21 protein-coding genes and 3 tRNA genes are annotated in these 24,036 nt (G+C 64.4%); 10 read left to right on the top strand and 14 right to left on the bottom strand.

Annotated elements, in window-relative coordinates; all coding sequences use genetic code 11:
• Positions 1-89 precede the first annotated feature (89 nt).
• Complete coding sequence (locus ACQKOE_RS03615; protein ID WP_427511594.1) at positions 90-2,330, top strand: TonB-dependent receptor; 2,241 nt, start codon at positions 90-92, stop codon at positions 2,328-2,330.
• A 187-nt stretch (positions 2,331-2,517) separates the two neighbouring features.
• Here the strand turns inward: ACQKOE_RS03615 and ACQKOE_RS03610 are convergent.
• From ACQKOE_RS03610 to ACQKOE_RS03590, 5 genes are all read right to left on the bottom strand, one after another.
• A tRNA-Asn gene (locus ACQKOE_RS03610) sits at positions 2,518-2,592 on the bottom strand.
• A 71-nt stretch (positions 2,593-2,663) separates the two neighbouring features.
• Entirely contained in the window at positions 2,664-3,443 is a 780-nt protein-coding gene (locus ACQKOE_RS03605; protein ID WP_427511593.1) for an NAD kinase, read from the bottom strand.
• A 219-nt stretch (positions 3,444-3,662) separates the two neighbouring features.
• Positions 3,663-7,139, bottom strand: a complete 3,477-nt coding sequence (gene mfd / locus ACQKOE_RS03600; RefSeq protein WP_427511592.1) for a transcription-repair coupling factor — start codon at positions 7,137-7,139, stop codon at positions 3,663-3,665.
• Positions 7,140-7,254: 115 nt separating this feature from the next.
• Complete coding sequence (locus ACQKOE_RS03595; RefSeq protein WP_427511591.1) at positions 7,255-7,521, bottom strand: succinate dehydrogenase assembly factor 2; 267 nt, start codon at positions 7,519-7,521, stop codon at positions 7,255-7,257.
• A gap of 39 nt (positions 7,522-7,560) precedes the next feature.
• Positions 7,561-7,968 (bottom strand): host attachment protein, encoded by a 408-nt coding sequence (locus tag ACQKOE_RS03590; protein WP_427511590.1) that lies wholly within the window; start codon positions 7,966-7,968, stop codon positions 7,561-7,563.
• A gap of 121 nt (positions 7,969-8,089) precedes the next feature.
• On the opposite strand from ACQKOE_RS03590, the gene recG reads away from it, so the two are divergent.
• The gene (gene recG, locus ACQKOE_RS03585) at positions 8,090-10,147 is read left to right on the top strand and encodes an ATP-dependent DNA helicase RecG (RefSeq protein WP_427511950.1); all 2,058 of its coding nucleotides are present in this window, start codon (positions 8,090-8,092) and stop codon (positions 10,145-10,147) included.
• On the opposite strand, the gene ACQKOE_RS03580 is transcribed toward recG, so the two are convergent.
• Entirely contained in the window at positions 10,144-10,746 is a 603-nt protein-coding gene (locus ACQKOE_RS03580) for a murein L,D-transpeptidase catalytic domain family protein (protein WP_374589334.1), read from the bottom strand. The genes recG and ACQKOE_RS03580 overlap by 4 nt on opposite strands.
• Positions 10,747-10,822: 76 nt before the next feature.
• On the opposite strand from ACQKOE_RS03580, the gene ACQKOE_RS03575 reads away from it, so the two are divergent.
• On the top strand, positions 10,823-11,986 hold the full coding sequence (locus ACQKOE_RS03575) for a L,D-transpeptidase family protein (RefSeq protein WP_427511589.1): 1,164 nt from the start codon (positions 10,823-10,825) through the stop codon (positions 11,984-11,986).
• Here the strand turns inward: ACQKOE_RS03575 and ACQKOE_RS03570 are convergent.
• Positions 11,983-12,282, bottom strand: a complete 300-nt coding sequence (locus ACQKOE_RS03570; protein ID WP_427511588.1) for a hypothetical protein — start codon at positions 12,280-12,282, stop codon at positions 11,983-11,985. The genes ACQKOE_RS03575 and ACQKOE_RS03570 overlap by 4 nt on opposite strands.
• A gap of 33 nt (positions 12,283-12,315) precedes the next feature.
• A tRNA-Pro gene (locus tag ACQKOE_RS03565) sits at positions 12,316-12,392 on the bottom strand.
• 100 nt (positions 12,393-12,492) lie between these two features.
• Here ACQKOE_RS03565 and thyA point away from each other — a divergent pair.
• From thyA to ACQKOE_RS03545, 4 genes are all read left to right on the top strand, one after another.
• Entirely contained in the window at positions 12,493-13,449 is a 957-nt protein-coding gene (thyA, locus tag ACQKOE_RS03560; protein ID WP_427511587.1) for a thymidylate synthase, read from the top strand.
• Positions 13,450-13,540: 91 nt separating this feature from the next.
• Complete coding sequence (locus tag ACQKOE_RS03555; RefSeq protein ID WP_427511586.1) at positions 13,541-14,845, top strand: 3-methyl-2-oxobutanoate dehydrogenase (2-methylpropanoyl-transferring) subunit alpha; 1,305 nt, start codon at positions 13,541-13,543, stop codon at positions 14,843-14,845.
• On the top strand, positions 14,845-15,900 hold the full coding sequence (locus ACQKOE_RS03550; protein WP_427511585.1) for an alpha-ketoacid dehydrogenase subunit beta: 1,056 nt from the start codon (positions 14,845-14,847) through the stop codon (positions 15,898-15,900). Before ACQKOE_RS03555 ends, ACQKOE_RS03550 begins: the two co-directional genes overlap by 1 nt.
• A gap of 4 nt (positions 15,901-15,904) precedes the next feature.
• Positions 15,905-17,218, top strand: coding sequence for a dihydrolipoamide acetyltransferase family protein (locus tag ACQKOE_RS03545; RefSeq protein WP_427511584.1), 1,314 nt, complete (start codon positions 15,905-15,907; stop codon positions 17,216-17,218).
• Between the two features lie 121 nt (positions 17,219-17,339).
• Here the strand turns inward: ACQKOE_RS03545 and ACQKOE_RS03540 are convergent, their stop codons facing one another.
• Positions 17,340-17,786 (bottom strand): hypothetical protein, encoded by a 447-nt coding sequence (locus ACQKOE_RS03540; protein WP_374588044.1) that lies wholly within the window; start codon positions 17,784-17,786, stop codon positions 17,340-17,342.
• 239 nt (positions 17,787-18,025) lie between these two features.
• Here ACQKOE_RS03540 and ACQKOE_RS03535 point away from each other — a divergent pair.
• A tRNA-Asp gene (locus ACQKOE_RS03535) sits at positions 18,026-18,102 on the top strand.
• A 13-nt stretch (positions 18,103-18,115) separates the two neighbouring features.
• Here the strand turns inward: ACQKOE_RS03535 and ACQKOE_RS03530 are convergent.
• The 5 genes from ACQKOE_RS03530 to ACQKOE_RS03510 all read right to left on the bottom strand — a co-directional run bounded on the left by ACQKOE_RS03530 (position 18,116) and on the right by ACQKOE_RS03510 (position 20,805).
• Complete coding sequence (locus ACQKOE_RS03530; protein ID WP_427511583.1) at positions 18,116-19,192, bottom strand: MBL fold metallo-hydrolase; 1,077 nt, start codon at positions 19,190-19,192, stop codon at positions 18,116-18,118.
• A gap of 99 nt (positions 19,193-19,291) precedes the next feature.
• A complete protein-coding gene (locus tag ACQKOE_RS03525; protein WP_374588040.1) occupies positions 19,292-19,507 on the bottom strand; it encodes a DUF2842 domain-containing protein in 216 nt (71 codons plus the stop codon).
• On the bottom strand, positions 19,507-20,079 hold the full coding sequence (locus ACQKOE_RS03520) for a 5-formyltetrahydrofolate cyclo-ligase (RefSeq protein ID WP_427511582.1): 573 nt from the start codon (positions 20,077-20,079) through the stop codon (positions 19,507-19,509). The genes ACQKOE_RS03525 and ACQKOE_RS03520 overlap by 1 nt, the downstream gene beginning before the upstream one ends.
• Before the next feature lie 211 nt (positions 20,080-20,290).
• Positions 20,291-20,599 (bottom strand): cell division protein ZapA, encoded by a 309-nt coding sequence (locus ACQKOE_RS03515; RefSeq protein WP_427511581.1) that lies wholly within the window; start codon positions 20,597-20,599, stop codon positions 20,291-20,293.
• 5 nt (positions 20,600-20,604) lie between these two features.
• Positions 20,605-20,805 (bottom strand): hypothetical protein, encoded by a 201-nt coding sequence (locus ACQKOE_RS03510; RefSeq protein ID WP_427511580.1) that lies wholly within the window; start codon positions 20,803-20,805, stop codon positions 20,605-20,607.
• A gap of 171 nt (positions 20,806-20,976) precedes the next feature.
• On the opposite strand from ACQKOE_RS03510, the gene tkt reads away from it, so the two are divergent.
• A complete protein-coding gene (tkt, locus tag ACQKOE_RS03505) occupies positions 20,977-22,953 on the top strand; it encodes a transketolase (protein ID WP_427511579.1) in 1,977 nt (658 codons plus the stop codon).
• Between the two features lie 49 nt (positions 22,954-23,002).
• A complete protein-coding gene (gap, locus tag ACQKOE_RS03500) occupies positions 23,003-24,010 on the top strand; it encodes a type I glyceraldehyde-3-phosphate dehydrogenase (RefSeq protein WP_427511578.1) in 1,008 nt (335 codons plus the stop codon).
• Positions 24,011-24,036 lie beyond the last annotated feature (26 nt).

Raw genomic sequence — 24,036 nt, 5'->3', positions numbered from 1 at the left:
ATTTCCCGCTGGAATCATTGCCGCTTTCGCACGTCAGCCCCTCGCACTAGCGAGCGCGCCATCCAAGCTCCCATAAAAGGACCACGATGATGCGCACCAAGTTGCTGCTCACGCTCTCATCCATTGCCTTTGTTGCCACTTCGGCACCGGCAATCGCCCAGAATTCCGACGAGGCCCGCCTCGATGAAATCATCGTCACGGCGCAGCGCCGTGAAGAAAACCTGCAGGACGTTCCTGTTTCGGTTGCCGCGCTGGGCGGAGAAACCCTGGCTGCCGTAAGCAGTGCGGGGGCCGATATCCGTGCCCTGTCGGGCCGGGTTCCCAGCCTCAACATCGAGAGCTCTTTCGGCCGGACATTCCCGCGCTTCTACATCCGCGGCCTCGGCAACACCGACTTCGATCTCAACGCTTCGCAGCCGGTCAGCCTGGTCTATGACGACGTTGTCCTGGAAAACCCGATCCTGAAGGGTTTCCCGGTATTCGATCTTGACCGCGTGGAAGTGCTTCGCGGCCCGCAGGGCACGCTGTTCGGCCGCAACACCCCGGCCGGGATCGTCAAGTTCGATACGACCAAGCCGACTTCGAAGAGCAACTACCTCAAGGCCAGCTGGGGCAGCTTCAATACGATCAATGCCGAGACTGGCGTGGGCGGGGAACTGGGCAGCGGCATTTCGGCTCGCCTCTCGGTCCTGTACCAGCGCCGCGATGACTGGGTCGACAACATCGACGAGCCCGGCGAGAACAACCTGGAAGGGTTCGAGGATATCGCAGCGCGCTTGCAGCTTCAGGCTGATGTGAGTGACGCCTTTACGGTTCGCCTCGTCGGCCAGATCCGCGATTTCGATGGCTCGGCCCGCCTGTTCCGGGCCAACGCCTTCGCGAAGGGCAGCAACAAGCTGATCGGCCTTGCTGGTCCGACATCGGAATTCCGCCGCGATCAGGTCCGCGCCGACGGGCTCAATTTCCAGAAACTGCGCAACTACAATGTCGGCATGACCGCCGAATACGATGCCGGTCCCGTCACCATTACCTCGGTCAGCAGTTATTGGAACGGCAACCTTTACAGCCGCGGCGATATCGACGGCGGGTACGGCAATGTTTTCGCGCCGACCATGGGGCCGGGCGTGATTCCCTTCTCGGCTCAGTCGCAGGATAACGTGCCGAGCCTGGATCAGTTTACCCAGGAATTGCGCGTTGCCAGCAATAATGGCGGAAACCTGGGCTACCAGTTCGGCCTGTTCTATCTGAACGAAAAGCTCGACATCGAGAGCCTCGACTTCGGCGCTCCGGCAGATACCGCTCCGGCAGCGATTGCCACCCAGCGCCAGGTCAGCACCGCCTGGGGGCTGTTCGGCTCGCTCAGCTACGAGTTCGAAAACGGCGTCAAGCTTCAGGGCGGCGTGCGTTATAACGACGACCAGCGCAAGATGGTCGCGGCGCGCCCGGTGGATACCCGCCCCGCTTTCCTGAATTTTGGTGGCCCGGTCCCGGCGATCAGCACCGAGGTCAGCGACAGCGTGCTGACCTGGGATCTCGCCGCGAACTATCCGCTGAATGACGACGTGAATATCTTCGCGCGCGTCGCCAAGGGCTATCGTGCACCTTCGATCCAGGCTCGTCTCGCCTTTGGCCGCACCCCGTCGGTTGCGCAAAGCGAAACGACGATGAGCTATGAAAGCGGGATCAAGTCCACGCTTGCAGATGGCAAGCTGCGCTTCAACCTGACCGGTTTCTACTTCAAGACCGACGACCTGCAGTTGACCGCTGTTGGCGGTGCTTCGAATTTCACCACGTTGCTCAATGCCAAGCAGGTGGACGGTTATGGCTTTGAAGCTGAACTGGAAGCAAAGCCGGTCCAGGGCCTGACCCTGTCGGCCGGTCTTTCCTATAACCACAACGAGATCAAGGATCCCAACGCGTTCGTGGCCGGGTGCGGGGCGGACTGCACCGTCACCAGCCCGCAGCGCACCGGTAGCCCCGGGATCTACTCGATCAACGGCAACCAGCTTCCGCAAAGCCCGCGCTGGATCGCGAACTGGACCGCAGGCTACGGAATGCCCGTTGCCGACGGCGAGGCCTATGTCTTCACCGACTGGGCCTATCGTTCCAAAGTCCAGTTCTTCCTCTACAACTCGGTCGAGTTCAGCGACGACATGATGCTCGAAGGCGGGCTGCGCATCGGTTACCGCACCCAGAAGTTTGACGTGGCTGCTTTCGCCCGTAACATCACGGATGATACGTCGGCCGTATCGGGCATCGATTTCAACAACCTGACCGCCATGGTCAACGAACCGCGCGTGTTCGGCGTGGAAGCCTCGATCAAGTTCTGATCGCACTTCCGCTTCAAGGAAAAAGGCCCCGCAGGAGCGTATCCTGCGGGGCTTTTTTATGGCGTTGGACGAGGCGCGGCGATGCCCGCAGCCGCCGAGGTCGGACGCAAACAGCCCTGCGTTCGGCGTTTCCGGGATTGTGCGGAATTTGAGACCTGTTCGAGCGGAACGCTCAAGAACAGGAAAATGGCTCCCTGAGTAGGATTCGAACCTACGGCCGCTCGATTAACAGTCGAGAGCTCTACCGCTGAGCTATCAGGGAGCAGTCCTTGCGGACAGGGGTGCGCCTATAACAGCGCTGGAGAGTTTGGCAAGCGCCTGAACGTCAAAAAATCAGACCTGGAACTGTTCTGCGAAAATTCGTTCTTCGAGGGTCTTTCCGGGATCGAACAGCAGAGTCAGTTGCTGGTCGCGGGCGACGCGGACCTGGACTTCCAGAATGTCGCGCAGTTCCTTCTGGTCAGCCACGGCGGCCACCGGGCGCTTGAGCGGGTCGAGCACGCGGAAAGTGATTTCGTAATGATCCGGCAGGATCGCACCGCGCCAGCGGCGGGGGCGGAACGGGCTGATCGGGGTCAGCGCGACCAGCGCCGAGGTGAGCGGCAGAATCGGCCCGTTGGCCGAGAGGTTATAGGCCGTGGAACCGGCGGGCGTGGCCACCAGCACGCCATCGCAGAACAGTTCGGCCATGCGGACCTTGCCGTTGACCGCTACTTCCAGTCGAGCGGTCTGCCGCGTTTCGCGCAGCAGCGAAACTTCGTTGATCGCCAGGCGCGTCTCCTGCTCGCCGCTGCCCAGGGTGGCGGTCATGGCAAGCGGGGTAATGGTCAGGCGCTTGGCCCGCATGATCCGCTCTTCCAGGGGGCGGCTGGACTTCGGCTTGTTCATCATGAAGCCGACGGTGCCGTAATTGATGCCATAGGCGGGGATCACGTGCCCGGCATCGAGCATTTCGTGCAGGGCGTGGAGCATTTGCCCATCGCCGCCCAGCACTACTGCCATCTCGGCCTGTTCCAGCGGCACGAAGTTCATTTCCCCGCGCAGCGCTTCGGCCGCTTCCTGGGCGCGGGGCGTGTCGGAGGCCAGCAGGGCGAGGGTGGGGATCTTGCTCATGCGGGGTGCATATGGGCAATCGCCGCGCTTGGGTAGGGGGCTTGTGCGAGGCCGGGTGTGGCCGCGTGAAGCGAAGGGCAGCCCTTCGACAGGCTCAGGGCGAGCGGGTTTGAAAGCGATCCTCACCCCGCTCAGGCTGAGCTTGTCGAAGCCGGACGTCGCACGACACCCTTCGACAGGCTCAGGGCGAGCGGGGCTATTGGCTGAAGCGGCTTGCGCCTAACCCTTCGCCTTGCGGGCAATCGCGCTGAGGCCCTTGGTCAGCTGGAACAGGCCGTTGAGCCGCGCTTCTGGATTAGCCCAGGTGCGGGTGACCACGATCTTGCTGTCCGGGCGCAGCTTGATCGTCCCTTCCAGCCGCTGGGCATAGGCCAGCAGGCCCGCCGGATCGGGGAACTCGTCATTGTGGAACGAGACGAGCGAACCCTTCGCGCCAACGTCGATCTTGGCGATGTTCGCCTCGATCGCCTGACGCTTGATCTGGATGAGCTTGACCAGATTGGCAGTCGGGGCGGGCAGGGGACCGAAACGGTCGATCATTTCGGCGGAGAGCGATTCGATCTCCTGCTGGTCCTCGGCGTCGTTGAGGCGGCGGTAGAGTGCCATGCGCACGGCGAGGTCGGGGACGTAATCGTCCGGAATCATGATCGGCGCATCGACCGTTATCTGCGGGCTGAGCGCGTGGCGTTCCTTGGCCAAGCCCATCTCGCCCGCCTTGGCCGCCAGGATCGCGTCTTCCAGCATCGACTGGTAGAGTTCAAAGCCAACCTCGCGGATATGTCCGGACTGTTCATCGCCAAGCAGATTGCCCGCGCCGCGAATGTCGAGGTCGTGGCTGGCGAGCTGGAAACCGGCACCCAGGCTGTCGAGATCGCCCAGCACTTTCAGCCGCTTTTCCGCCACTTCGGACAATTGCATGTCCGCAGGCGTGGTCAGGTAGGCATAGGCACGCAGCTTGGACCGGCCGACCCTCCCACGCAGCTGGTACAGCTGGGCCAGGCCAAAACGGTCGGCGCGGTGGATGATGATCGTGTTGGCGCTGGGAATATCCAGCCCGCTTTCGACGATGGTGGTGGACAGCAGCACTTCGTACTTCTTTTCGTAGAAGGCGCTCATCCGCTCTTCCACTTCGCCTGCTGCCATCTGGCCATGGGCGGAGATATAGCGCACTTCCGGCACGGTCTTGTGCAGCCAGTCCTCCACCTCGGCCATGTCGGCAATGCGGGGCACGACGATGAAGCTCTGCCCGCCGCGATGATGTTCGCGCAGCAGGGCCTCGCGCATCACCATGTCGTCCCATTCCATCACATAGGTCCGCACGGCCAGCCGGTCGACCGGGGCAGTCTGGATGGTGGACAGTTCGCGCAGCCCGCTCATCGCCATTTGCAGCGTGCGCGGGATCGGCGTGGCGGTGAGGGTAAGGACGTGGACGTTGCTCCGCAGCTGCTTCAGCGCTTCCTTGTGGTTGACGCCGAACCGCTGCTCTTCGTCAACGATTACAAGGCCCAGTTTCTTGAACTGAAGACTCTTTGACAAGAGCGCGTGGGTGCCGATCACCACGTCGACCGTACCAGCGGCCAACCCTTCCTTGGTCGCCTTGGCCTCCTTGTCACCCACCAGGCGGGAGAGACGGCCGACGTTGAGCGGGAAACCGGCGAAACGCTCGGTAAAGCCGGTGTAGTGCTGGCGCGCGAGGAGGGTGGTCGGCGCAATCACCGCCACCTGCTGACCGGCCATGGCAGCGGCAAAGGCGGCGCGCAGGGCTACCTCGGTCTTGCCGAAGCCAACGTCCCCGCAGACCAAGCGGTCCATCGGGCGGCCTTCCGCCAGGTCGCCCAGCACGTCCTCGATCGCCGCTTCCTGATCCTCGGTTTCCTGCCAGGGGAAGCGGTCGACGAACTGACCGTAGCTGGCCGGATCCGGCACCACCACCGGGGCCTGCCGCAAGGCGCGCTGGGCCGCGGTCTTGAGCAATTCGTGCGCAATCTCGCGGATGCGTTCCTTCAGCCGCGACTTGCGCTTTTGCCACGCCTCTCCGCCCAGCTTGTCGAGCGCGACGCTTTCGCTCTCGCTGCCATAGCGGGAGAGGACGTCGATATTCTCGACCGGGACGTACAGCTTGTCGCCGCCCGCATATTCCAGCGCGACGCAATCGTGCGGGCTCTTGCCCACGGGAATGGATTGCAGTCCGATATAGCGCCCGATGCCGTGGTCCATATGGACCACCAGGTCACCGGGGGTAAGCGCGGAAAGCTCGGCCAGGAAGGCATCCGCGCCCTTGCGGCGCTTCTTGCGGCGGACCAGCCGGTCGCCCAGGATGTCCTGTTCGGTGATCAGGTCCAGGTCGTCATTGGCAAAGCCCGTTTCCAGCGGCAGGACCAGCGCCACCGGTGCGCCCTTGGCGGCAAGTCCCAGGGCTTCCTGCCAGCTATCGGCCAGGACTGGCGCAGGGCGCGCGGCCTCCCCCAGGATCGAGGCAATGCGGGCGCGGCTGCCCTCGCTATAGGCGGCGATCAGTGCCTTCTTGCCGCGCTTGGCCTGTCCGGTGACGTAATTCGCTGCCGCTTCGTAGACGTTGTCGCCCCGCGCGCGTTCCGGCGCGAAGTCGCGCCCGCTGGTAAAGCCGAAGTCGATGACCGTAGAGCTTTCCGGCTGGGCGAAGATTTCCGCGCGGTGCACCGGGTGGTCGCGCAGCAGGTCGGCCAGTTCGTCCTTGGCCAGATAGAGCGCATCGGGGGAGAGCGGGCGATAGGAGCCAGCAGCCTTGCCGCTGGAATCGCGGCGGGCGGCGAAATAGTCGGCAATGTCGCCCAGCCGCTCGTCCGCCGCGCCCATCGCGCCACTGTCGATCACGATGATGTCCGAATCGTTCAGGTGATCGAACAGGGTGGTCATCCGGTCTTCGAACAGGGGCAGCCAATGCTCCATCCCGGCCAGACGGCGTCCGTCGCTGACCGCCTGATAGAGCGGATCGCCGGTGGCGTTGGCGCCGAACAGTTCGCGGTACCGGATGCGGAAGCGCTTGACGCTGTCCTCGTCAAGCATCGCCTCGCTGGCGGGCAGGAGCAGGTGCTGTTCGGCCACGCCGCTGGAGCGCTGGGTATTGGGATCGAACAGGCGCAGGGTTTCCAACTCGTCGCCAAAGAAATCGAGCCGCAGGCCAGCGTCCAGACCCGACGGATAGATGTCGAAGATCGAGCCGCGCACGGCATATTCGCCCGCATCCGCAACGGTATCGGTGCGCGAATAGCCCTGGCGTTGCAGCAGGGCGATCAGGCTTTCCCGCCCGATCTCCATCCCCGGCTTCAGCAGGCGCACGTTCTCGCGGATGCGGAACGGGGTGGCCACGCGTTGCAGCACCGCGTTGATCGTGGTGACCAGCAGCTGCGGCTTGTCCGTCTTGGCCTGTAGCCGGTGGAGCGCGGCGAGGCGGCGGGCGCTGATCGACAGGGCCGGGCTGGCCCGGTCATAGGGCAGGCAGTCCCAGGCCGGGAAGGACAGCACCTCCAGTTCTGGCGCAAAGAACGCCGCGCTGTCGGCAATCGCCTGCATCGCCGCTTCGTCCGGCGCGATGAACACGGCGCGGGTCTTTGCGGCGCGGGCCAGGTCGGCCAGGACCAGCGGCTGCGCCCCGCGCGCCAGTGCGGCCAGGGTCAGCGGGGTTTTGGCACTCAGGATTTTCGACAGGTCTGGCATGGCTCACGCAACGGCAATTGCCCCGCGGGCCGATTCAGGGCCAGCGGGGGCAGGAAATGGTGACGCGCCTTAGCTGGGAAGCGATGGCTTGTCGAACAACCCCAATGGGCAGGGATCAGCGCGGAATTTCGACGTAGTCCAGCTTGCGGAAAGCATCCATCTGCGCGCCGGCATATTCCTCCGGAATGGAGAGAGTGCCCAGCGCCCAGCCCATGATGTCGACGTCTTCTTCGTCCAGCAGCTTTTCAAACCAGGCGATTTCCGCCTCGTTCCAGCTCGCTCCATAACGGTCAAAGAAGCAGCCGATCATATAGTCCGCCTCGCGCGTGCCGCGATGCCAGGCGCGAAACTTCAGGCGGCGGAGACGATCTTCGTGTTCCATGCCGCCGCCGCTAGGCCGCTGCGGCGGCAAAGGCAACGGTCAATGCGTTTCGCGCAGCGCGGCGATGATCTGTTCCGGCGGGCGACCGACCAGATCCTTGTGATATTCCTTGAGCAAGGCCTGCTCGGTCATCTTGTGATAGTGCTTGCGCAGTTCGCCCAGGGTGCGGGGATCGGCAAAGACCACCAGCTTGTCGATCCGGTGAGCCAGCACTTCGGCGTTGAGCCAGCTGGCGACCCCAGCGGCGTGGCCATCTTCGCTCTGCCGGCTTTCGGCCGGATTGCCCGCGCTGGAATAGTGGCGCCCGCCCGAACCCTTGTTGTGTTCATCCAGCTTCACGGCAGGCTGCAAGGTCAGTTCCGGCGCGGCTTCGGTCCCGGAATTGCGGTAGAGTTCGAACTTCTCGCCGTCGATCAGGGCGATCATGGCTCCGTGCGGTAGCAGCATCCTGTCCTCCATTTCCGTCGATATAGGTAGAATATGCCAGAAAGTGCCTGCCGGTCCATGCGCTGTGTCAAAGACGGCTCTGGCCCTTTCGCGGGCGCGCGACTTGATGCATGTGGCGCTGATGCGTCCGGAAACGCTCAACCCCTTGTTCGCAGCGGCCGATAGCCTGAAAGGCGTCGGGGCCGGACTGGCGCGCCCGCTGGAGCGGCTGGGCCTGACGCGGGTGCGCGACTTCATCTATCATTTGCCCGACCGTTTCGTGACGCGCCGCGCCGTGACCGACCTCGATCAGGCGAGCGTGGGGGAGAACGTGGTCGTCGCCCTGACCCCGCTGGAATACCGCAGCCCGCAAGGGCGCGGGCCGTTTCGGGTGCTGGCGGCGGACAGCGCGGGCAATGTCTGCTCGATCACCTATTTCGGGCGCAACACGGGTTGGGCCAAGAAGCAGCTACCGCTCGGCGAGCCGCGCTGGATTGCCGGACGGCTGGACCAGTATGGTCAGATGCTCCAGATCGTGCATCCCGATCATGTGTCAGAAGAAAGCGCGTCCGCGCTGGGGCAACTGGTGGAGCCAGTCTATCCCCTCTCGGAAGGACTGACTCAGGGGCGGCTGGGCGCGCTGGTCCAGCAGGCACTGGCAGGCGTGCCGGACCTGCCGGAATGGATCGAGCCCGGACTTGCGAACAAGATGCAGTGGCCGCGCTGGCGCGATGCGCTGGAATTGGCGCATCGGGGCGAACATGCCGCAGCGCGCGACCGGCTGGCCTATGACGAGCTGCTTGCGAACAGCCTGGCCCTGATGCTGGTGCGCAATGCCAACCGGGCGCGCAGCGGCACGCCGCTGATCGGCGATGGATCGCTGCGCGGCAAGCTGTCCTTGCCCTTCGGTCTTACCGGTGCGCAGGCCCGCGCCGTGCGGGAGATCGAGGAGGACATGGCCCAATCCAGCCCGATGCTGCGCCTGCTGCAAGGCGATGTCGGTTCGGGCAAGACGGTGGTGGCGCTGGAATCCATGCTGCTGGCGGTAGAGGCCGGGGCTCAGGCTGCGCTGCTGGCCCCGACCGAGATCCTGGCCCGCCAGCACCATGAAACGCTCAGCCGCATGGCGGCCGGCATTGGCGTGAACATTGCCCTGCTGACCGGGCGGGACAAGGGCCGGGCGCGGGAATCGATCCTGATGGGGCTGCTGGATGGGTCGATCCACATGGTCGTCGGCACTCATGCGATTTTCCAGGATACGGTCGCTTACAAGAACCTGGCCCTGGTGGTGATTGACGAGCAGCACCGCTTTGGCGTGGGGCAGCGCCTGATGCTGACGCAGAAAGGCAAGCGCACGCCGCATTGCCTGGCCATGACCGCCACCCCGATCCCGCGCACGCTGACCCTGGCCCAATATGGCGAAATGGACGTCAGCCGGCTGGACGAGATGCCGCCCGGCCGCCAGCCGATCGACACCCGGGTGGTCGCGGTGGAGCGGCTGTTTGATGTGGTCGAGGCCATCGGGCGGCACCTGCAATCCGGGCAGCAGGCCTATTGGGTCTGCCCGATGGTGCGCGAACAGGAAAGCGAGGACCTGGCAGCGGCCGAGGCGCGCTATGCCGAATTGAAGGAGCGGTTCGGGGATCAGGTCGTGCTGGTACACGGCCAGCTCAAGCCCGAAGTGAAAGACGCGGCGATGGAGCAGTTCGCCAGCGGCGAGGCCAGGCTGCTGGTGGCAACGACCGTGATCGAAGTGGGCGTGGACGTGCCCAATGCCACGCTGATGGTGATCGAACAGGCCGAGCGGTTCGGCCTGGCCCAGCTCCACCAGCTGCGCGGGCGGGTCGGGCGCGGTTCGGGCAAGAGCACCTGCCTGCTGCTGCGCGGCGATGCCTTGTCCGAAACCGGGCGGGAGCGGCTGGCCCTGATGCGCGAAACGCAGGACGGGTTCCGTCTGGCGGAAGAAGACCTGCGCCTGCGCGGCGGCGGCGAACTGCTCGGTACGCGCCAGTCAGGCGACACCCCGTTCCGCGTCGCCAGCCTGGAGCAGATCCAGAAGCTGCTGCCGCTCGCCCACGACGATGCGCGTCTCCTGATGGAGCGCGACGGCGGCCTGACCGGCGAACGCGGCGAAGCGGCGCGGCTGCTGCTCTATCTGTTCGAACGCGACTGGGGCGTCCAGCTGCTGCGCGGGGGCTAACCCTTCCAGGCGTAGAGCAGGCGGCCTTCGCCCAGTTGGGCCAGCAGGTCGCCAATCTCGGCGCGGGATACGGCGAAGCAGCCCTGGCTGCGGCCGATCCGGCCTTGGCCCAGAGCGAGCGAATCAGAGACATAGTCCGCGCCGTGGATCACGATGGCACGGCGTTCCGCAGCCTCGTTCTGGGGCTCAAGCCCGATGACCTTGCGAGAGCGGCCATGCTTGCCGACGTAGGTGGTGCCGGTAACGAAAGCCCCCTTGCACGAAGCGTTGGAGCCCTCGCGGTTGGAAAAGCGTTCGGTCCAGCCGCTGGCATCAGGATCGGACCCGCTGCCGTGGGCGACCAGCATGGACTTGATGACTTTCCCCGCTTCGACGTCGATCAACTGAAAGCGGGGCAGGCGGGAATGCGCGGCAAAGTTCACCAGGCCGATGCGGTCCCGGTGGACAATGCGCGATGCGTGTGCGTCAAGGGCAGCCAAGGCTTCCGGTAGCAGTGCTGGCACCTCGCCGCACAGGGTGGCGGCGTAGCTTCGTGTCGATACCAGCCCGGCGCTGCCGGCAACCATGGCGCCGATGAAGTGGCGCCGGTTGAATTTCATGGGTATGCGATGTCCCGAATTGCGTTTGTCGGGATCTGGGTGGGCAGCCCGCGCGTTGCAAGGGTGAGGAGCGTTTATGCGGTCGAGCCGTGTCCTGTTTGCGTTGATTGCACTGCTGGGGGCGGGAACCCAGGCCCAGCAGCCAGCCCAGAACTGGACTCGGCAAAGCCTGTCGCAGCTGCGCAGCTGGGTTTCTGCCGCCCCGGATGACGCTTTGCCCCGGCCAGACAACTCGGCGCTTGAGCGGGCGATTGCGGGTGGCAATCCGGCAGAGGTCGACCAGGCGGCCAGCGATCTGGCGCTCAGGCTGGCGCAGATGCACTTGCTTGGCGCTTCGTCAGCCGCAGAGCGCGCGGGCTGGGGCATTGCCGATACCGATCGCAGCATCGACCTGCGCGGGCAACTGGCAGTCGCGCTGGCCGCGGGACGGATCGACGATTTCTTCGCCGGACAGCGCCCCCAGCATCCGGACTATGCGGTCCTGCGCGATGCTTACCGCGCGGAAACGGACCCGGCGAAACGGCAAGTGATTGCCCACAACATGGAACGCTGGCGCTGGATGCCGCTGGCGCTGGGGCCGGACTATCTGCTGGTGAACACGGCTGCGTTTGAGGCGGTGCGCTGGCGCGGCGGGCAGCGCCTGGGCACCTGGCGGGTGATCACGGGCAAGGTTTCCAGCCCGACTCCGGTGTTCTCCGCCATGGTCACCGGCGTGAACCTCAACCCCTGGTGGAACGTGCCGAACAACATCGTGCGGGAAAGCGTCGGCAGCCTGATTCGCCGCAGCCCGGCCACGGCGCGGGCGCGGGGCTATGTCTGGAGCGGCGGTTCCGTCCGGCAAAAGCCCGGGCCGCAGAATGCACTGGGCCGGATGAAGCTGGTCATGCCGAATCGCTACAGCGTCTATCTGCACGACACCCCGAGCCGCGACCTGTTCGAGCGCGAAGAGCGCGCTTTCAGCCACGGCTGCGTGCGGGTCGGCGATGCCCTGGGTCTGGCCGAAAACCTGCTGCAAGGGACAAGGACGCGGGCCGAGATCGATGCGATCGTGGCTTCGAACCGTTCGGTCACGATTTCGCTGGCGCAGCCGGTTCCGGTCTACATCGCCTATTTCACGGCGGGGACGAAAGCGGATGGCACCTTTGCCATGTTCCCCGACATCTATGGGCGGGACAAGCGGATGGCGCAGCTGGCCCGCGCTGGCCTGGCGGATTGTTCGAGTGGAAGGGCCCGTGCCTAGACCGAGAGAACCGCAACGTCGGTTTCGCGCGGCGGCTGCGGATTGTAGCCTGGTAGCGGCTCGAACTCTTCCTCGATCAGGCGGGTGTCGTTCAGCCCGGCCAGCTTGAACTGGCCCAGGCGCGGCTCCTCGTCGCTGCGCCAGGTCTTGCCCAGGTTCAGCGCGGCCACGAACAGGTCGCCATGGCGTTCGAACATCAGGTGAGGGGCCAGCCGGATCGTGGCGCCATTGTACTGCGCCTCCACCAGCATCCGGCGGGAAATCGCTTCAAGCAGCGTAAGGCGAGAGTCACTCATAAGTGTTCAACGATACAAGCTTGAAAAGCGATTTGGTCGGGGAAAGAGGATTCGAACCTCCGGCCCCTGCCTCCCGAAGACAGTGCTCTACCAGGCTGAGCTATTCCCCGACCGATCGTGAGCCCCCGATGGGAGCCCAAGGCAGGAGCGCGCCTATAGTCAGCGATTCCACGGGTGGCAAGCGGGCATTCTCGCCGCTAACGTTATTTCATGGCTTATACGGCGACTCCCCTCGATTCCCGGCGCGAAAATCACTGGGAATGGCAGTATCTCGATCTGATGCGGCGCATCTGGGAACAGGGCGACGAGCGGATCGACCGTACCGGCGTTGGCACCCGAGCCGTGTTCGGGGCGCAGATTCGCTTTGACCTGTCGGGCGGGGCGATGCCGCTGGTGACCACCAAGCGAGTCTACTGGAAAACCGCCGCGCGCGAATTCCTGTGGTTCCTGACCGGGGAAACCAACATCCGCCCGCTGGTGCAGCAGGGCGTGAAGATCTGGAACGAATGGCCCCACGCCAACTACGTCAAGCAGACGGGCGATTACCTGAGTGTCGAGGAATTCGCCGCCCGCATTGTCGGGGACGAGGCTTTCGCCGCCCAGTGGGGCGACCTTGGCCCGGTCTACGGCAAGCAATGGGTCGATTGGCCGACCTACGAACCTGCGGGCGACGGGTTGTTCCGCACCGGTCCGGGAATCAACCAGGTCCAGCAGGTGGTGGACAGCCTGCGCACCAATCCCGGAAGCCGCCGCCATATCGTCGAAGGCTGGAACGTGGCGGAGCTGGACCGGATGGCCCTGCCGCCGTGCCACAAGACCTATCAGTTCCATGTCGGGGGCGGGCGGCTCAACTGCCTGCTCTATCAGCGCAGCTGCGACGTTGCCCTGGGCCTGCCCTTCAATCTGTTCGGCGCGGCACTGTTCACCCGGATGCTGGCGCAGCAATGCGATCTGGAACCGGGCGAACTGGTCTGGATGGGCGGGGACACGCACCTTTACCTCAACCACGGCGAACTGGTCGAAGCGCAGCTGGCGCGGGAACCATCGGGCGGCGGTAATCTTGTTATAAAACGTCGCCCGGAATCCATGTTCGATTACCGGATCGAGGACTTTGAAGTGGCGGATTATGCGCCCCAATCGCATATCGCCGCACCCGTCGCGGTTTAGTTGACGATGTAACCAGTTTGAAATAATATGTCGCGCATCTAAAATATGCTTCCAATCGCCATGGTGGCACCGGGAAGCGGGAGAGCGCATCATGGCCCATGTGCCGGACAGTGCAGAAGGCTCTGGCGGAAACCTGCCGCCGCTTCGCTTGCACGTTCCAGAACCGCCGTTCCGTCCGGGCGATCCGGTCGACTATTCCTTTCTCGAGATCCCGCCGGCCGGAGCCTTTCCGCGCCCGGACGAGGCCTGCGCGACCAAGGAGACGCATCCCCTGTGCCACGGTCTGATTCGCGTCTTGGACGAGGATCACCGCGCGGTCGGAGCCTGGGACCCGAAGCTCGATCCCGAAACCCTGCGCCGGATGCTGCGCGTCATGGCGCTGACCCGCGCTTTTGACGATCGGATGTATCGCGGCCAGCGCCAGGGCAAGACCAGCTTCTACATGAAGTGCACCGGCGAAGAGGCGACCAGCGTGGCCTCTGCCTTTGCTCTGGCTGACGACGACATGGTGTTCCCCAGCTATCGCCAGCAGGGCATCCTGATCGCGCGCGGCTATCCGATTGTCGAGATGATCAACCAGATCTACTCCAACCGGGCGGACAAGCTGAAGGGCCGGCAGCTGCCGATCATGTACTCCAGCCGCGAACACAGCTTCTTCACCATCAGCGGCAACCTGGCGACGCAGTATCCGCAGGCCGCAGGCTGGGCCATGGCCAGCGCGATAAAGGGCGACAACCGAATCGCCGCGACCTGGATCGGCGAAGGGTCGAGCGCAGAGGGCGATGCCCACGCTGCCTTCACCTTTGCCACGGTGTTCAACGCGCCAGTGGTGTTCAACATCGTCAACAACCAGTGGGCCATTTCCAGCTTCTCCGGCTTTGCCGGGGGCGAACGCTCCACCTTTGCGGCCAAGGCGATTGGCTATGGCATTGCCGGGCTGCGGGTCGACGGGAACGATGCCCTGGCAGTCTATGCCGCTATGCGCTGGGCGGCGAACCGGGCGCGGGCGAACAAGGGGCCGACCCTGATCGAGCACTTTACCTACCGCGCCGAAGGCCACTCCACGTCGGACGATCCCAGCGCCTATCGCTCTGCGCAGGAGCGTGACGAATGGCCGCTGGGCGATCCGATCACCAGGCTCAAGCGCCATCTGATCGCGCTGGGCGAATGGTCGGTGCAGCAGCACGAGGCAATGGACCTGGAACTGGCCGAACAGGTCAAGGCCGCGACCAAGGAAGCCGAAAAGAACGGCATCCTGGGCCACGGCCTGCATCATCCGTTCCACACCATGTTCGAAGACGTGTTCGAGGAACTGCCCTGGAACCTGCAGGAACAGGCCGAACAGGCGATCCGCGAACGCCGCATCAAATGGCCCACCTGGAAGGAGTACGAATGATGTCGCTGGAAGAAGCGCCGCTTTCGCTTGCCCAGGCCCCGACCAAGCGGCTCAACATGATCGAGGCGATCAACAACGCGCTGAACGTGATGATGGAGCGCGATCCCAATGTCGTCGTCTTTGGCGAGGATGTCGGCTATTTCGGCGGGGTGTTCCGCGCCACGGCGGGCTTGCAGAAGAAATACGGCAAGACCCGCGTGTTCGACACGCCGATCAACGAATGCGGGATCATCGGCGCGGCTGTGGGAATGGGGGCCTATGGCCTGCGCCCGGTGCCGGAAATCCAGTTTGCCGACTATATCTACCCGGGGCTGGATCAGCTGATCTCTGAAGCGGCGCGGCTGCGCTACCGCTCGGCGGGCGAATTCACGGCGCCGATCACCGTGCGCTCACCGTTCGGGGGCGGGATCTTTGGCGGGCAGACCCATAGCCAGAGCCCCGAGGCGCTGTTCACCCATGTCGCCGGCTTGAAAACCGTCATTCCAAGCACGCCCCACGATGCCAAGGGCCTGCTGATCGCCGCGATTGAAGACAACGATCCGGTGATCTTCTTCGAACCCAAGCGCATCTACAACGGCCCGTTCAACGGCTATTACGACAAGCCGGTCGAGCCCTGGGCCAAGCACGAAGGCTCGGTTGTTCCGGAAGGCTATTACCGCATCCCGCTGGGCAAGGCCCGCGTGGTGCGGGAAGGGGAGGCGCTGACTGTCCTTGCCTATGGCACGATGATCCACGTGGCCGAGGCGGTGCTGGCAGAGAAGGGCGTCGACGCCGAAATCATCGACCTGCGCACCCTGGTCCCGCTCGACATAGCGACTGTGGAAAAGTCTGTGCAGAAAACCGGGAAATGTCTGATCGTGCACGAAGCGACGCGGACCGGCGGCTTTGGTGCGGAACTTTCCGCCCTGGTGCAGGAACGCTGCTTCTATCACCTGGAAGCGCCGATCGAGCGCGTAACCGGCTTTGACACACCCTATCCGCACAGCCTGGAATGGGCCTATTTCCCCGGACCCGTCCGCATTGGCGAGGCGGTGGACCGGCTTTTGAAAGCGTAAGACTATGGGCAAGTTTACGTTCAACCTTCCCGACATCGGCGAAGGCATTGCCGAGGCTGAAATCGTCGCCTGGCACGTCAAGGTGGGCGACCGGGTCGAGGAAGACGGCAAGATCGCCGACGTGATGACTGACAAGGCGACGGTCGAGATGGAAAGCCCGGTGACCGGCGTGGTCGTGTCGGTGGCCGGGGCGGAGGGCGACATGATCGCCATCGGCTCGCCCTTGGTGGTGATCGAAACCGATGGGGATGATCTGGTTGTTGAGGAGCCGGTTCCGGCACCCGAACCGGCACCAAAACCCCAACCGTTCGTGTCGAGCGAAGTCGAGACACCGCAGGCCGCACCAGAACCCGCTCAGGCTGAGCCTGTCGAAGCCGTTTCGCAACCGCTGGAAAGCAGCCCTTCGACAAGCTCAGGGCGAGCGGTGGCAGGGGCGGTTTCTCACGCCAAGGTCCTCGCCAGTCCTGCGGTACGCGCCCGTGCGGCGGAACTGGGCATTGATCTGGCCCAGGTCAAACCCGCCGAGGATGGCCGCGTACGGCATTCCGATCTCGACGCTTTCCTGGCCTATAACGCCGCTGGTGGATTCCGTCCGGCAGGCGCCAGGGGCGTGGACCAGACGGTGAAGGTCATCGGCCTGCGTCGCCGCATTGCCGAGAACATGGCCGCGTCCAAGCGCAACATTCCCCACTTCTCCTATGTCGAGGAATGCGATGTCACCGCGCTGGAGGAAATGCGCGCGCAGTTGAACGCGGCGCGCGGCAACCGACCCAAGCTGACCATGCTGCCGCTGCTGATTGCGGCGATTTGCCGAACCCTGCCGGACTTCCCGATGCTCAATGCGCGCTATGATGACGAAGCGGGTGTGGTCCAGCGCTATGGCGCGGTGCATCTGGGCATGGCGACCCAGACCGATGGCGGGCTGATGGTGCCGGTGATCCGCGATGCGCAGGACAAGAACCTGTGGCAACTCGCAAGCGAGATCGTGCGCCTGGCGGAAGCGGCGCGCAGCGGCTCGGCGAAAAGCGAGGAGCTGTCCGGTTCAACCCTGACGATCACATCGCTCGGCCCCTTGGGCGGGGTGGCGACGACGCCCGTGATCAACCGGCCCGAAGTGGCGATCATCGGGCCGAACCGCATTGTCGAGCGGCCGATGTTCGTGCCCGATGGCATGGGCGGGGAGCGGATTGAAAAGCGCAAGCTGATGAACGTGTCGATCAGCTGCGATCACCGTGTGGTCGATGGCTGGGATGCGGCAAGCTTCGTCCAGGCGCTCAAGCTGCTGATCGAAACGCCGGTGCTGTTGCTGGCGGACTGAACTCGTCATTGCGAGCACGGCTTAGTCGTTATTGCGAGCGCAGCGAAGCAATCCAGGGCGGTTTGCGCGGCCCTGGATTGCTTCGTCGCTGCGCTCCTCGCAATGACGGGAATTTTTTTACCTAGCGCACGATGGCGCTGTAGGTGATCTGCCCGGTGCCGCGCGCGGCTTCGGTGGCGGGGACCTTCCAGCGCACGTGAGTCACGTCTTCCGCCGTGGCCAGGCGCGATCCGACGCGGAGCGATTCGAGCTTGCCCCAGGTGCGTCCGCCGTCGACGGAAACTTCCTCCCGTCCATCGGCGCTGCCCTGGAAATAGACCTGGCGGGGCAGGGGATTGGTCACGGTGAAGCCGCCCGCGCCGCCCATGCGCGTCCAGCTGACGATATAGACCACGCGGTCGCCGCGCTTCAGGGCGCTGGCCGGTTGCAGCAGGCGGCCCTTGTTGGGGACGAATCGTTCGATGAACACGTCGCTATCCAGCGCGACCAGCGGCGCGGCAGTGGCAATGACCGGTGCGGCAAGCGCCAGGGCGCAGACCAGCTTGGCAATGGTGCGGCGGATCGACATGGAATTTGAGCCCCTGAAAATTCTTCGCTTCCCCTCGAAGCGAGGCTCGTGGTCGCAAAACCGGGCAAACAAATGGTTAACGCGATCTGCGATTTTTCTGTGTGACAGCCCGGATCGGCCCGGAAAGCGGTGCTTTTCGATGGTTACCAAAGCTATTTGCAAAAGCTTTTTAAATCTTGCGCGAAGGCTGTTGACAGCCCCAGCGCTCCAGCCTAGAGGCGCGTCTCCCAAGTGGCTGCGCGGGTGTAGCTCAGTTGGTTAGAGTGTCGGCCTGTCACGCCGAAGGTCGCGGGTTCGAGCCCCGTCACTCGCGCCACTTGGGGATTTTCCTAAAACGCTGAAGTGAATTCCACTGCCTTGCTCGACGCGGGCAAGTGGATCAGCATGCCGTCGTCAGCCAGGCGCAGGGTGCCGCTGAAAACCTTCGGCGCATCGCCCAGGAACATCGGCTCGATCAGGCGCACCGGCGGGGCCGGGACGAGGTGATAAAGGACCAGCGCCTGAACACCTGCTTCCCGGGCAGAGCGCGCGGCGTCTTCCGGGCTGGCGTGATAGTTCTGGATGTCCTTCATGATCTGCGCGTTGGCTGCCTGGCCGCGCTCACCCAGCTTTTCGCCCAGGGCGGCAACCATCTTCTTGTTGAGCGCTTCGTGCAGCATCAGGTCCGCGCCTTTGGCGGCGGCGGTGAATGTGGGCGAATAGACCGTGTCGCCGGACAGCGCGATGGAGCGGCCCTTGTAATCGATACGATAGCCAAAGGCCGGTTCGACCGGCGCGTGGTTGACCCGGATGACCGTGATCTTCACGCCGCCCCGGTCATAGACGACCTGGCTGTCGGTGCCGTCTGGCAGGGTAATGATCTGCTCCGCACCGCCAAACCCGCCCGGATGGACCACTTTGGGGCCGTGGTGCGCCACGCGGTAGCCCTCGTCGATTTCGTAAGCGCTGCGCAGGCCGCTGATGACCTTGTCGGTCCCGGCAGGACCATAGACCGGCAGCGGGGCAGAGCGACCACCGGCCACCCAGGCCTGAAGCAGCAGTTCGCCCAGGCCGTCGATATGGTCCGAATGGAGATGGGTGAGGAAAGCGGCTTGCAAGCGCGGCATGGGAAAGCCCATGCGCTGCAACTTGCGGATCGAACCGGAACCGGCGTCGAACACGAAAGCCTGCTGGCCGGCCAGCACTGCCAGGCACGGACCTGCGCGGTTCGCATCGGGCATGGGCGATCCCGAGCCGCAGACATAGAGGTGCAGGCCATCGGCAAAAGCGGCGGTCTGATCGACGCCGACGCTCTTGTCCAGGGCGCTCTGAAAGGCACGCTCGGCCAGCCAGCCGCGTCCGAACAGGGCAAGGCCCGCAGCAGCCAGGATCAGCACGCCCGCCGCCAGCAACAGCTTCCGCTTCATAGTCTCTCCCGTCACCTGTGCTCCAGGTGGGGAGTTTATGGCACAATGGATGCCGAAACAAGTTCGGCGGGCGGTGACAGAATCGAGGCGCGGTCGGGCTTAGCCCCAGCGGCCGGTTTCCATCCAGATCATGAAGCGGCGCAGCGGCAGCAGCCAGACCACGCCGAGCAGGATATAGATCGGCGTTTGCACCAGCGCGTGCCAATCGGAAATGAGCGGCGCGACGTAACGCGCGACCAGTCCGCCATAGACCATTAGCGCCGCAAACAGGATCAGAATGCCAAGCGGTATGCGAAAGGTCGGTTCGGTGCGCATCAGAACGGTCCGTACATGCGGGTGGGGGTGACGACGGCATCCAGCGGCACGTCGTGCGGTTCGATTGGCAGGCTTTCTTCCAACTGGCAGTCCCACGCAAGCCCGATTGCGGCATGGGGCGGATGGGTGGTCAGCCAGCGGTCGAAATGACCCGCGCCATAGCCGATCCTGCCGCCCTGGCTGGTAAAGCCCAGCAGCGGGCAGAATACCACCTGAGGGACCAGCAGCGGCGCATCGGCGGCGGGTTGCAGGGCCTTGAACGGGTCCGGCTCCAGCAAGTCCTCAACAAAGGGATTGGTCCATTCGCGGAACTGCATCGGCGCGCCGCGCTCCGCAAACCAGGGCAAGGCAATGCGGTGGCCGCGCTCGAAGAACCAGCGGGCATAGTTGGAAGCGGGCACTTCGCCTTCCATCTCGTGAAAGACCGAGATGACCGCGCCTTCCGGGACCAGGCTCAGGACCGGCTCGGGCGGACGGCGGAACAGCAGGGCGCGCTGGAATTCGGGAATGGCGGCGACATGGGCGGCGCGGCGCTGCTTCAGTTCGGCGCGCAGTTGCTTCTTTTCAATCACGCGCGGCTCCGGCCGGGAAGGGATGGGTGACGGGACCACCATGGGCCGTTGCCGGGAAATCCTCTGACGCCTGAACGTCAGGTGGGAACCATATGTGCCGGACCAGGGTCCGACCAGGGACAGCCCCCATTGGATTGCTTATAGCCTCAGGGATGTTCTGTCGGTTCGTACCGGGCAGTACCCGTCGCGTTCCTAGATAGGCGAGGGCGCACTAACCCTCAAGGGCCGTGGCGCATTTTTCAAGCCGGTCGGCAAGCGCCTCCAGCGCGGCAGAGTGATCCGGCGCGGCGGGGGGCGGTGCAGGCGCGGGCGCCGGGGCATGGCCGCTGCGGGCTTCGTGCAATTCATCGGCCAGGATCAGCGCCGCGAACAGCAACTGGCGCACTTCGTTGTGGCCGCCGCCCATCGACTGGACCTTCTGGTCAATGACCTGGCCCAGGCGCGTGACGTGTTCTTCTTCGCCCGCCGCGCAGTTTACCGAGTAGGAGCGGCCTCCGATTTGCAGCGAGACATTGCTCATCGCGGCTATCCTTGCGTGCTTTCGATCAGCTGGTCGAGCTGTTGGAGGGATTCCTCGACTGCGCTGCGCAGCTGATCGTGGCGCGCGCGCAGATCGGCCAGTTCCGCGCCATCCGACACGGTCGCCGGGCGGCGCGAAGCGGCCTCGATCCGGGCCAGTGCCTGTTCGATCCGCGCGAGCGCGCGGCTGCTGCGGTCCTCGCTCATGGCGGCTGGCTAGCGCAAAGGCATGTCGGCGCAAAGTCTTGAACCGCACATTTCCCCCATTTTGCGAGACAAGGCCGGTCCGCCCGCCTTGACGGGGGGCCATGCCTTCGCAAAGGAGGCTTCGCGCCGAATCGCGGCACTTTCCTGCATTTCTCCAGGAGCCAAAAACCGATGAGCCTCAGCCCCGACCGCCTTGCGCCCATGGCCAATGCCATTCGCGCGCTTTCCATGGATGCGGTCCAGGCGGCCAATTCCGGTCACCCTGGCATGCCGATGGGTATGGCCGACGTTGCCACCGTGCTGTACAGCCAGTTCCTGAAGTTCGATCCGGCAGCGCCCAAGTGGCCTGATCGTGACCGCTTCGTCCTGTCCGCCGGTCACGGCTCGATGCTGATCTATTCGCTGCTGCACCTGACCGGTTACGCCGCGCCGACCATCGACGACATCCGCAATTTCCGCCAATTGCACAGCCCCTGCGCCGGGCACCCTGAAAACACCGAGCTGGACGGCGTGGAATGCACCACCGGTCCGCTGGGTCAGGGTCTGGCCATGGCCGTGGGCATGGCCATGGCCGAACGCCACCTCAACGCCGTGCACGGTGACGACCTGGTCGATCACCGTACCTGGGTGATCGCGGGTGACGGCTGCCTGATGGAAGGCATCAACCACGAAGCGATCGGCCTGGCCGGCACGCTGAAGCTGGGCCGGCTCAACGTCCTGTGGGACGATAACAACATCACTATCGACGGCGATACCGCGCTGTCGACCTGTGAGGATATTCCCGCGCGCTATGCCGCCAGCGGCTGGCACGTCACCCGCTGCGACGGGCATGACTATGCCGACATCGCACGCGCCTTGGCCGAAGCCGCCGCCGATCCGCGTCCGTCGCTGGTCGCCTGCAAGACGGTGATCGGCAAGGGCGCGCCGAACAAGGCGGGCAGCCATTCGGTCCACGGCAGCCCACTGGGCGGAGATGAAGTCGCTGCGACCCGCGTGGCACTGGGCTGGACGGCGGAGCCGTTCGTGGTTCCGGCTGACATTCTGGCCGACTGGCGCTCGCTGGGTGCCAAGGGTGCCGCCGCACGTGCGGAATGGGAACAGCGCCTGGCCGCATCGCCGCGCCGCGCCGCTTTCGAAGCGGCCCAGGCCGGATTGGCAGGCCGCGTTGCTTCGGCGATTGACGATTACATCGCCGGATTGATTGCAGAGCCGCAGAAGGTTGCCTCGCGCAAGGCGTCGGAAATGGCGCTGGGTCCGCTGACCGAGCGTCTCCCCGAACTGATCGGCGGTTCGGCTGACCTCACCGGCTCGAACCTGACCAAGACCAAGGCCACCACCACGTTCAGCGCCAGCGACTATGCGGGCCGCCACGTGCACTATGGCATCCGCGAATTCGGCATGGCAGCCGCGATGAACGGCATGGCGCTGCATGGGGGCGTGGTTCCCTACGGCGGAACCTTCCTGGTCTTTTCCGACTATTGCCGCAATGCGATCCGCATGTCGGCCCTGCAACACGCGCAGGTCGTCTATGTGATGACGCACGATTCGATTGGCCTGGGCGAGGACGGCCCGACCCACCAGCCGATCGAGCACGTGATGTCGCTGCGCCTGATCCCGAACCTGCTGACTTTCCGCCCGGCCGACGTGGTTGAAACGGCGGAGTGCTGGGCGCTAGCACTGGAAGCCAAGGGCACCCCGTCGGTCCTGGCCCTGTCGCGCCAGAACCTGCCGCAGCTGCGCGCAGAAGGCGGCATGCTCAGCGCCAAGGGCGGCTATCGCCTTCGCGCTGCCCAGGCGACGCGCAAGGTCGTGCTGGTTGCCACAGGCTCCGAAGTCGAAATCGCGGTGGCCTGCGCCGCCGAGTTGGAAGCCGCCGGAATTGGCGCGGACGTCGTCTCGATGCCGTGCACCGAACTGTTCGACGCCCAGGACGCGGCCTATCGCGCCGATGTCCTGCCTGCGGACGTGCTGAAGGTTTCGATCGAGGCAGGCGTCACCACCGGGTGGGAGCGCTACACAGGGCTTGACGGCCTGCGCTTCGGCATCGACCGGTTCGGCGCTTCGGCCCCGGCGGATCAGCTGTACAGCTATTTCGGTCTGACGGCAGAAGCCATCGTTCCGCAGGTCAAGGCCCGTCTAGGCGCATAACGAGTGAGATTTGGCCCTAACGGGCAGTGGTATTCCAAAGGAGAATGACATGGCGATCAAGGTTGCGATCAACGGTTTCGGGCGCATCGGGCGCAATGTGGCACGCGCTATTCTTGAGCGTACCGACCATGACCTCGAACTGGTTTCGATCAACGACCTGGCTTCGGCCAAGGCCAATGCCATGCTGTTCCAGCGCGATTCCGTCCATGGCCCGTTCAGCGGCACGGTCGAAGTCGATGGCAACGACCTGATCATCAACGGCAAGCGCATCCATGTTACGGCTGAGCGTGATCCGGCCAACCTGCCGCACGCCGCCAATGGCGTGGACATTGCCCTGGAATGCACCGGCTTCTTCACCGACCGCGCGTCGTGCGAAAAGCACCTGGCCGCTGGCGCCAAGAAGGTGCTGATCTCGGCTCCGGGCAAGAACGTTGACTTGACCGTCGTTTACGGCGTGAACCACGAAAAGCTGGAAGCGGGCCACACCATCGTTTCCAACGCTTCGTGCACCACCAACTGCCTTGCACCCTTTGCCAAGGTGCTGAACGACGCCATCGGTATCGAACGCGGCCTGATGACCACGGTCCACGCCTATACCAACGATCAGAAGATCCTCGACCAGATCCACGAAGATCCGCGCCGCGCCCGCGCTGCTGCCATGTCGATGATCCCGACCACCACCGGCGCCGCCCGCGCCGTGGGCGAAGTGCTGCCCGAACTGAAGGGCAAGCTGGACGGTTCGGCCATCCGCGTGCCGACCCCGAACGTCTCGGTCGTCGACCTGACCTTCCAGCCCAAGCGCGACACCACCAAGGAAGAAGTCAACGCGCTGCTCAAGGCAGCGGCGGAAGGCCCGCTCAAGGGCGTGCTCGGCTTCTCGGACGAGCCGCTGGTTTCGATCGACTACAACCACTGCCCGAACAGCAGCACCATCGACAGCCTGGAAACGGCTGTGATCGACGGCAAGCTGGTGCGCGTGCTGAGCTGGTATGACAACGAATGGGGCTTCTCCAACCGCATGGTCGATACGGCCGGCGCAATGGGCAAGCTGCTGTAATTTAGCGTAATTGCCACCAATTCCGT

This window comes from Novosphingobium sp. NPDC080210, from assembly GCF_050281025.1.
In the GTDB taxonomy this organism is placed as follows: domain Bacteria; phylum Pseudomonadota; class Alphaproteobacteria; order Sphingomonadales; family Sphingomonadaceae; genus Novosphingobium.
Note: the sequence above shows the minus strand (reverse complement) of the source record. Positions and strands in the feature narration are given on the sequence as shown.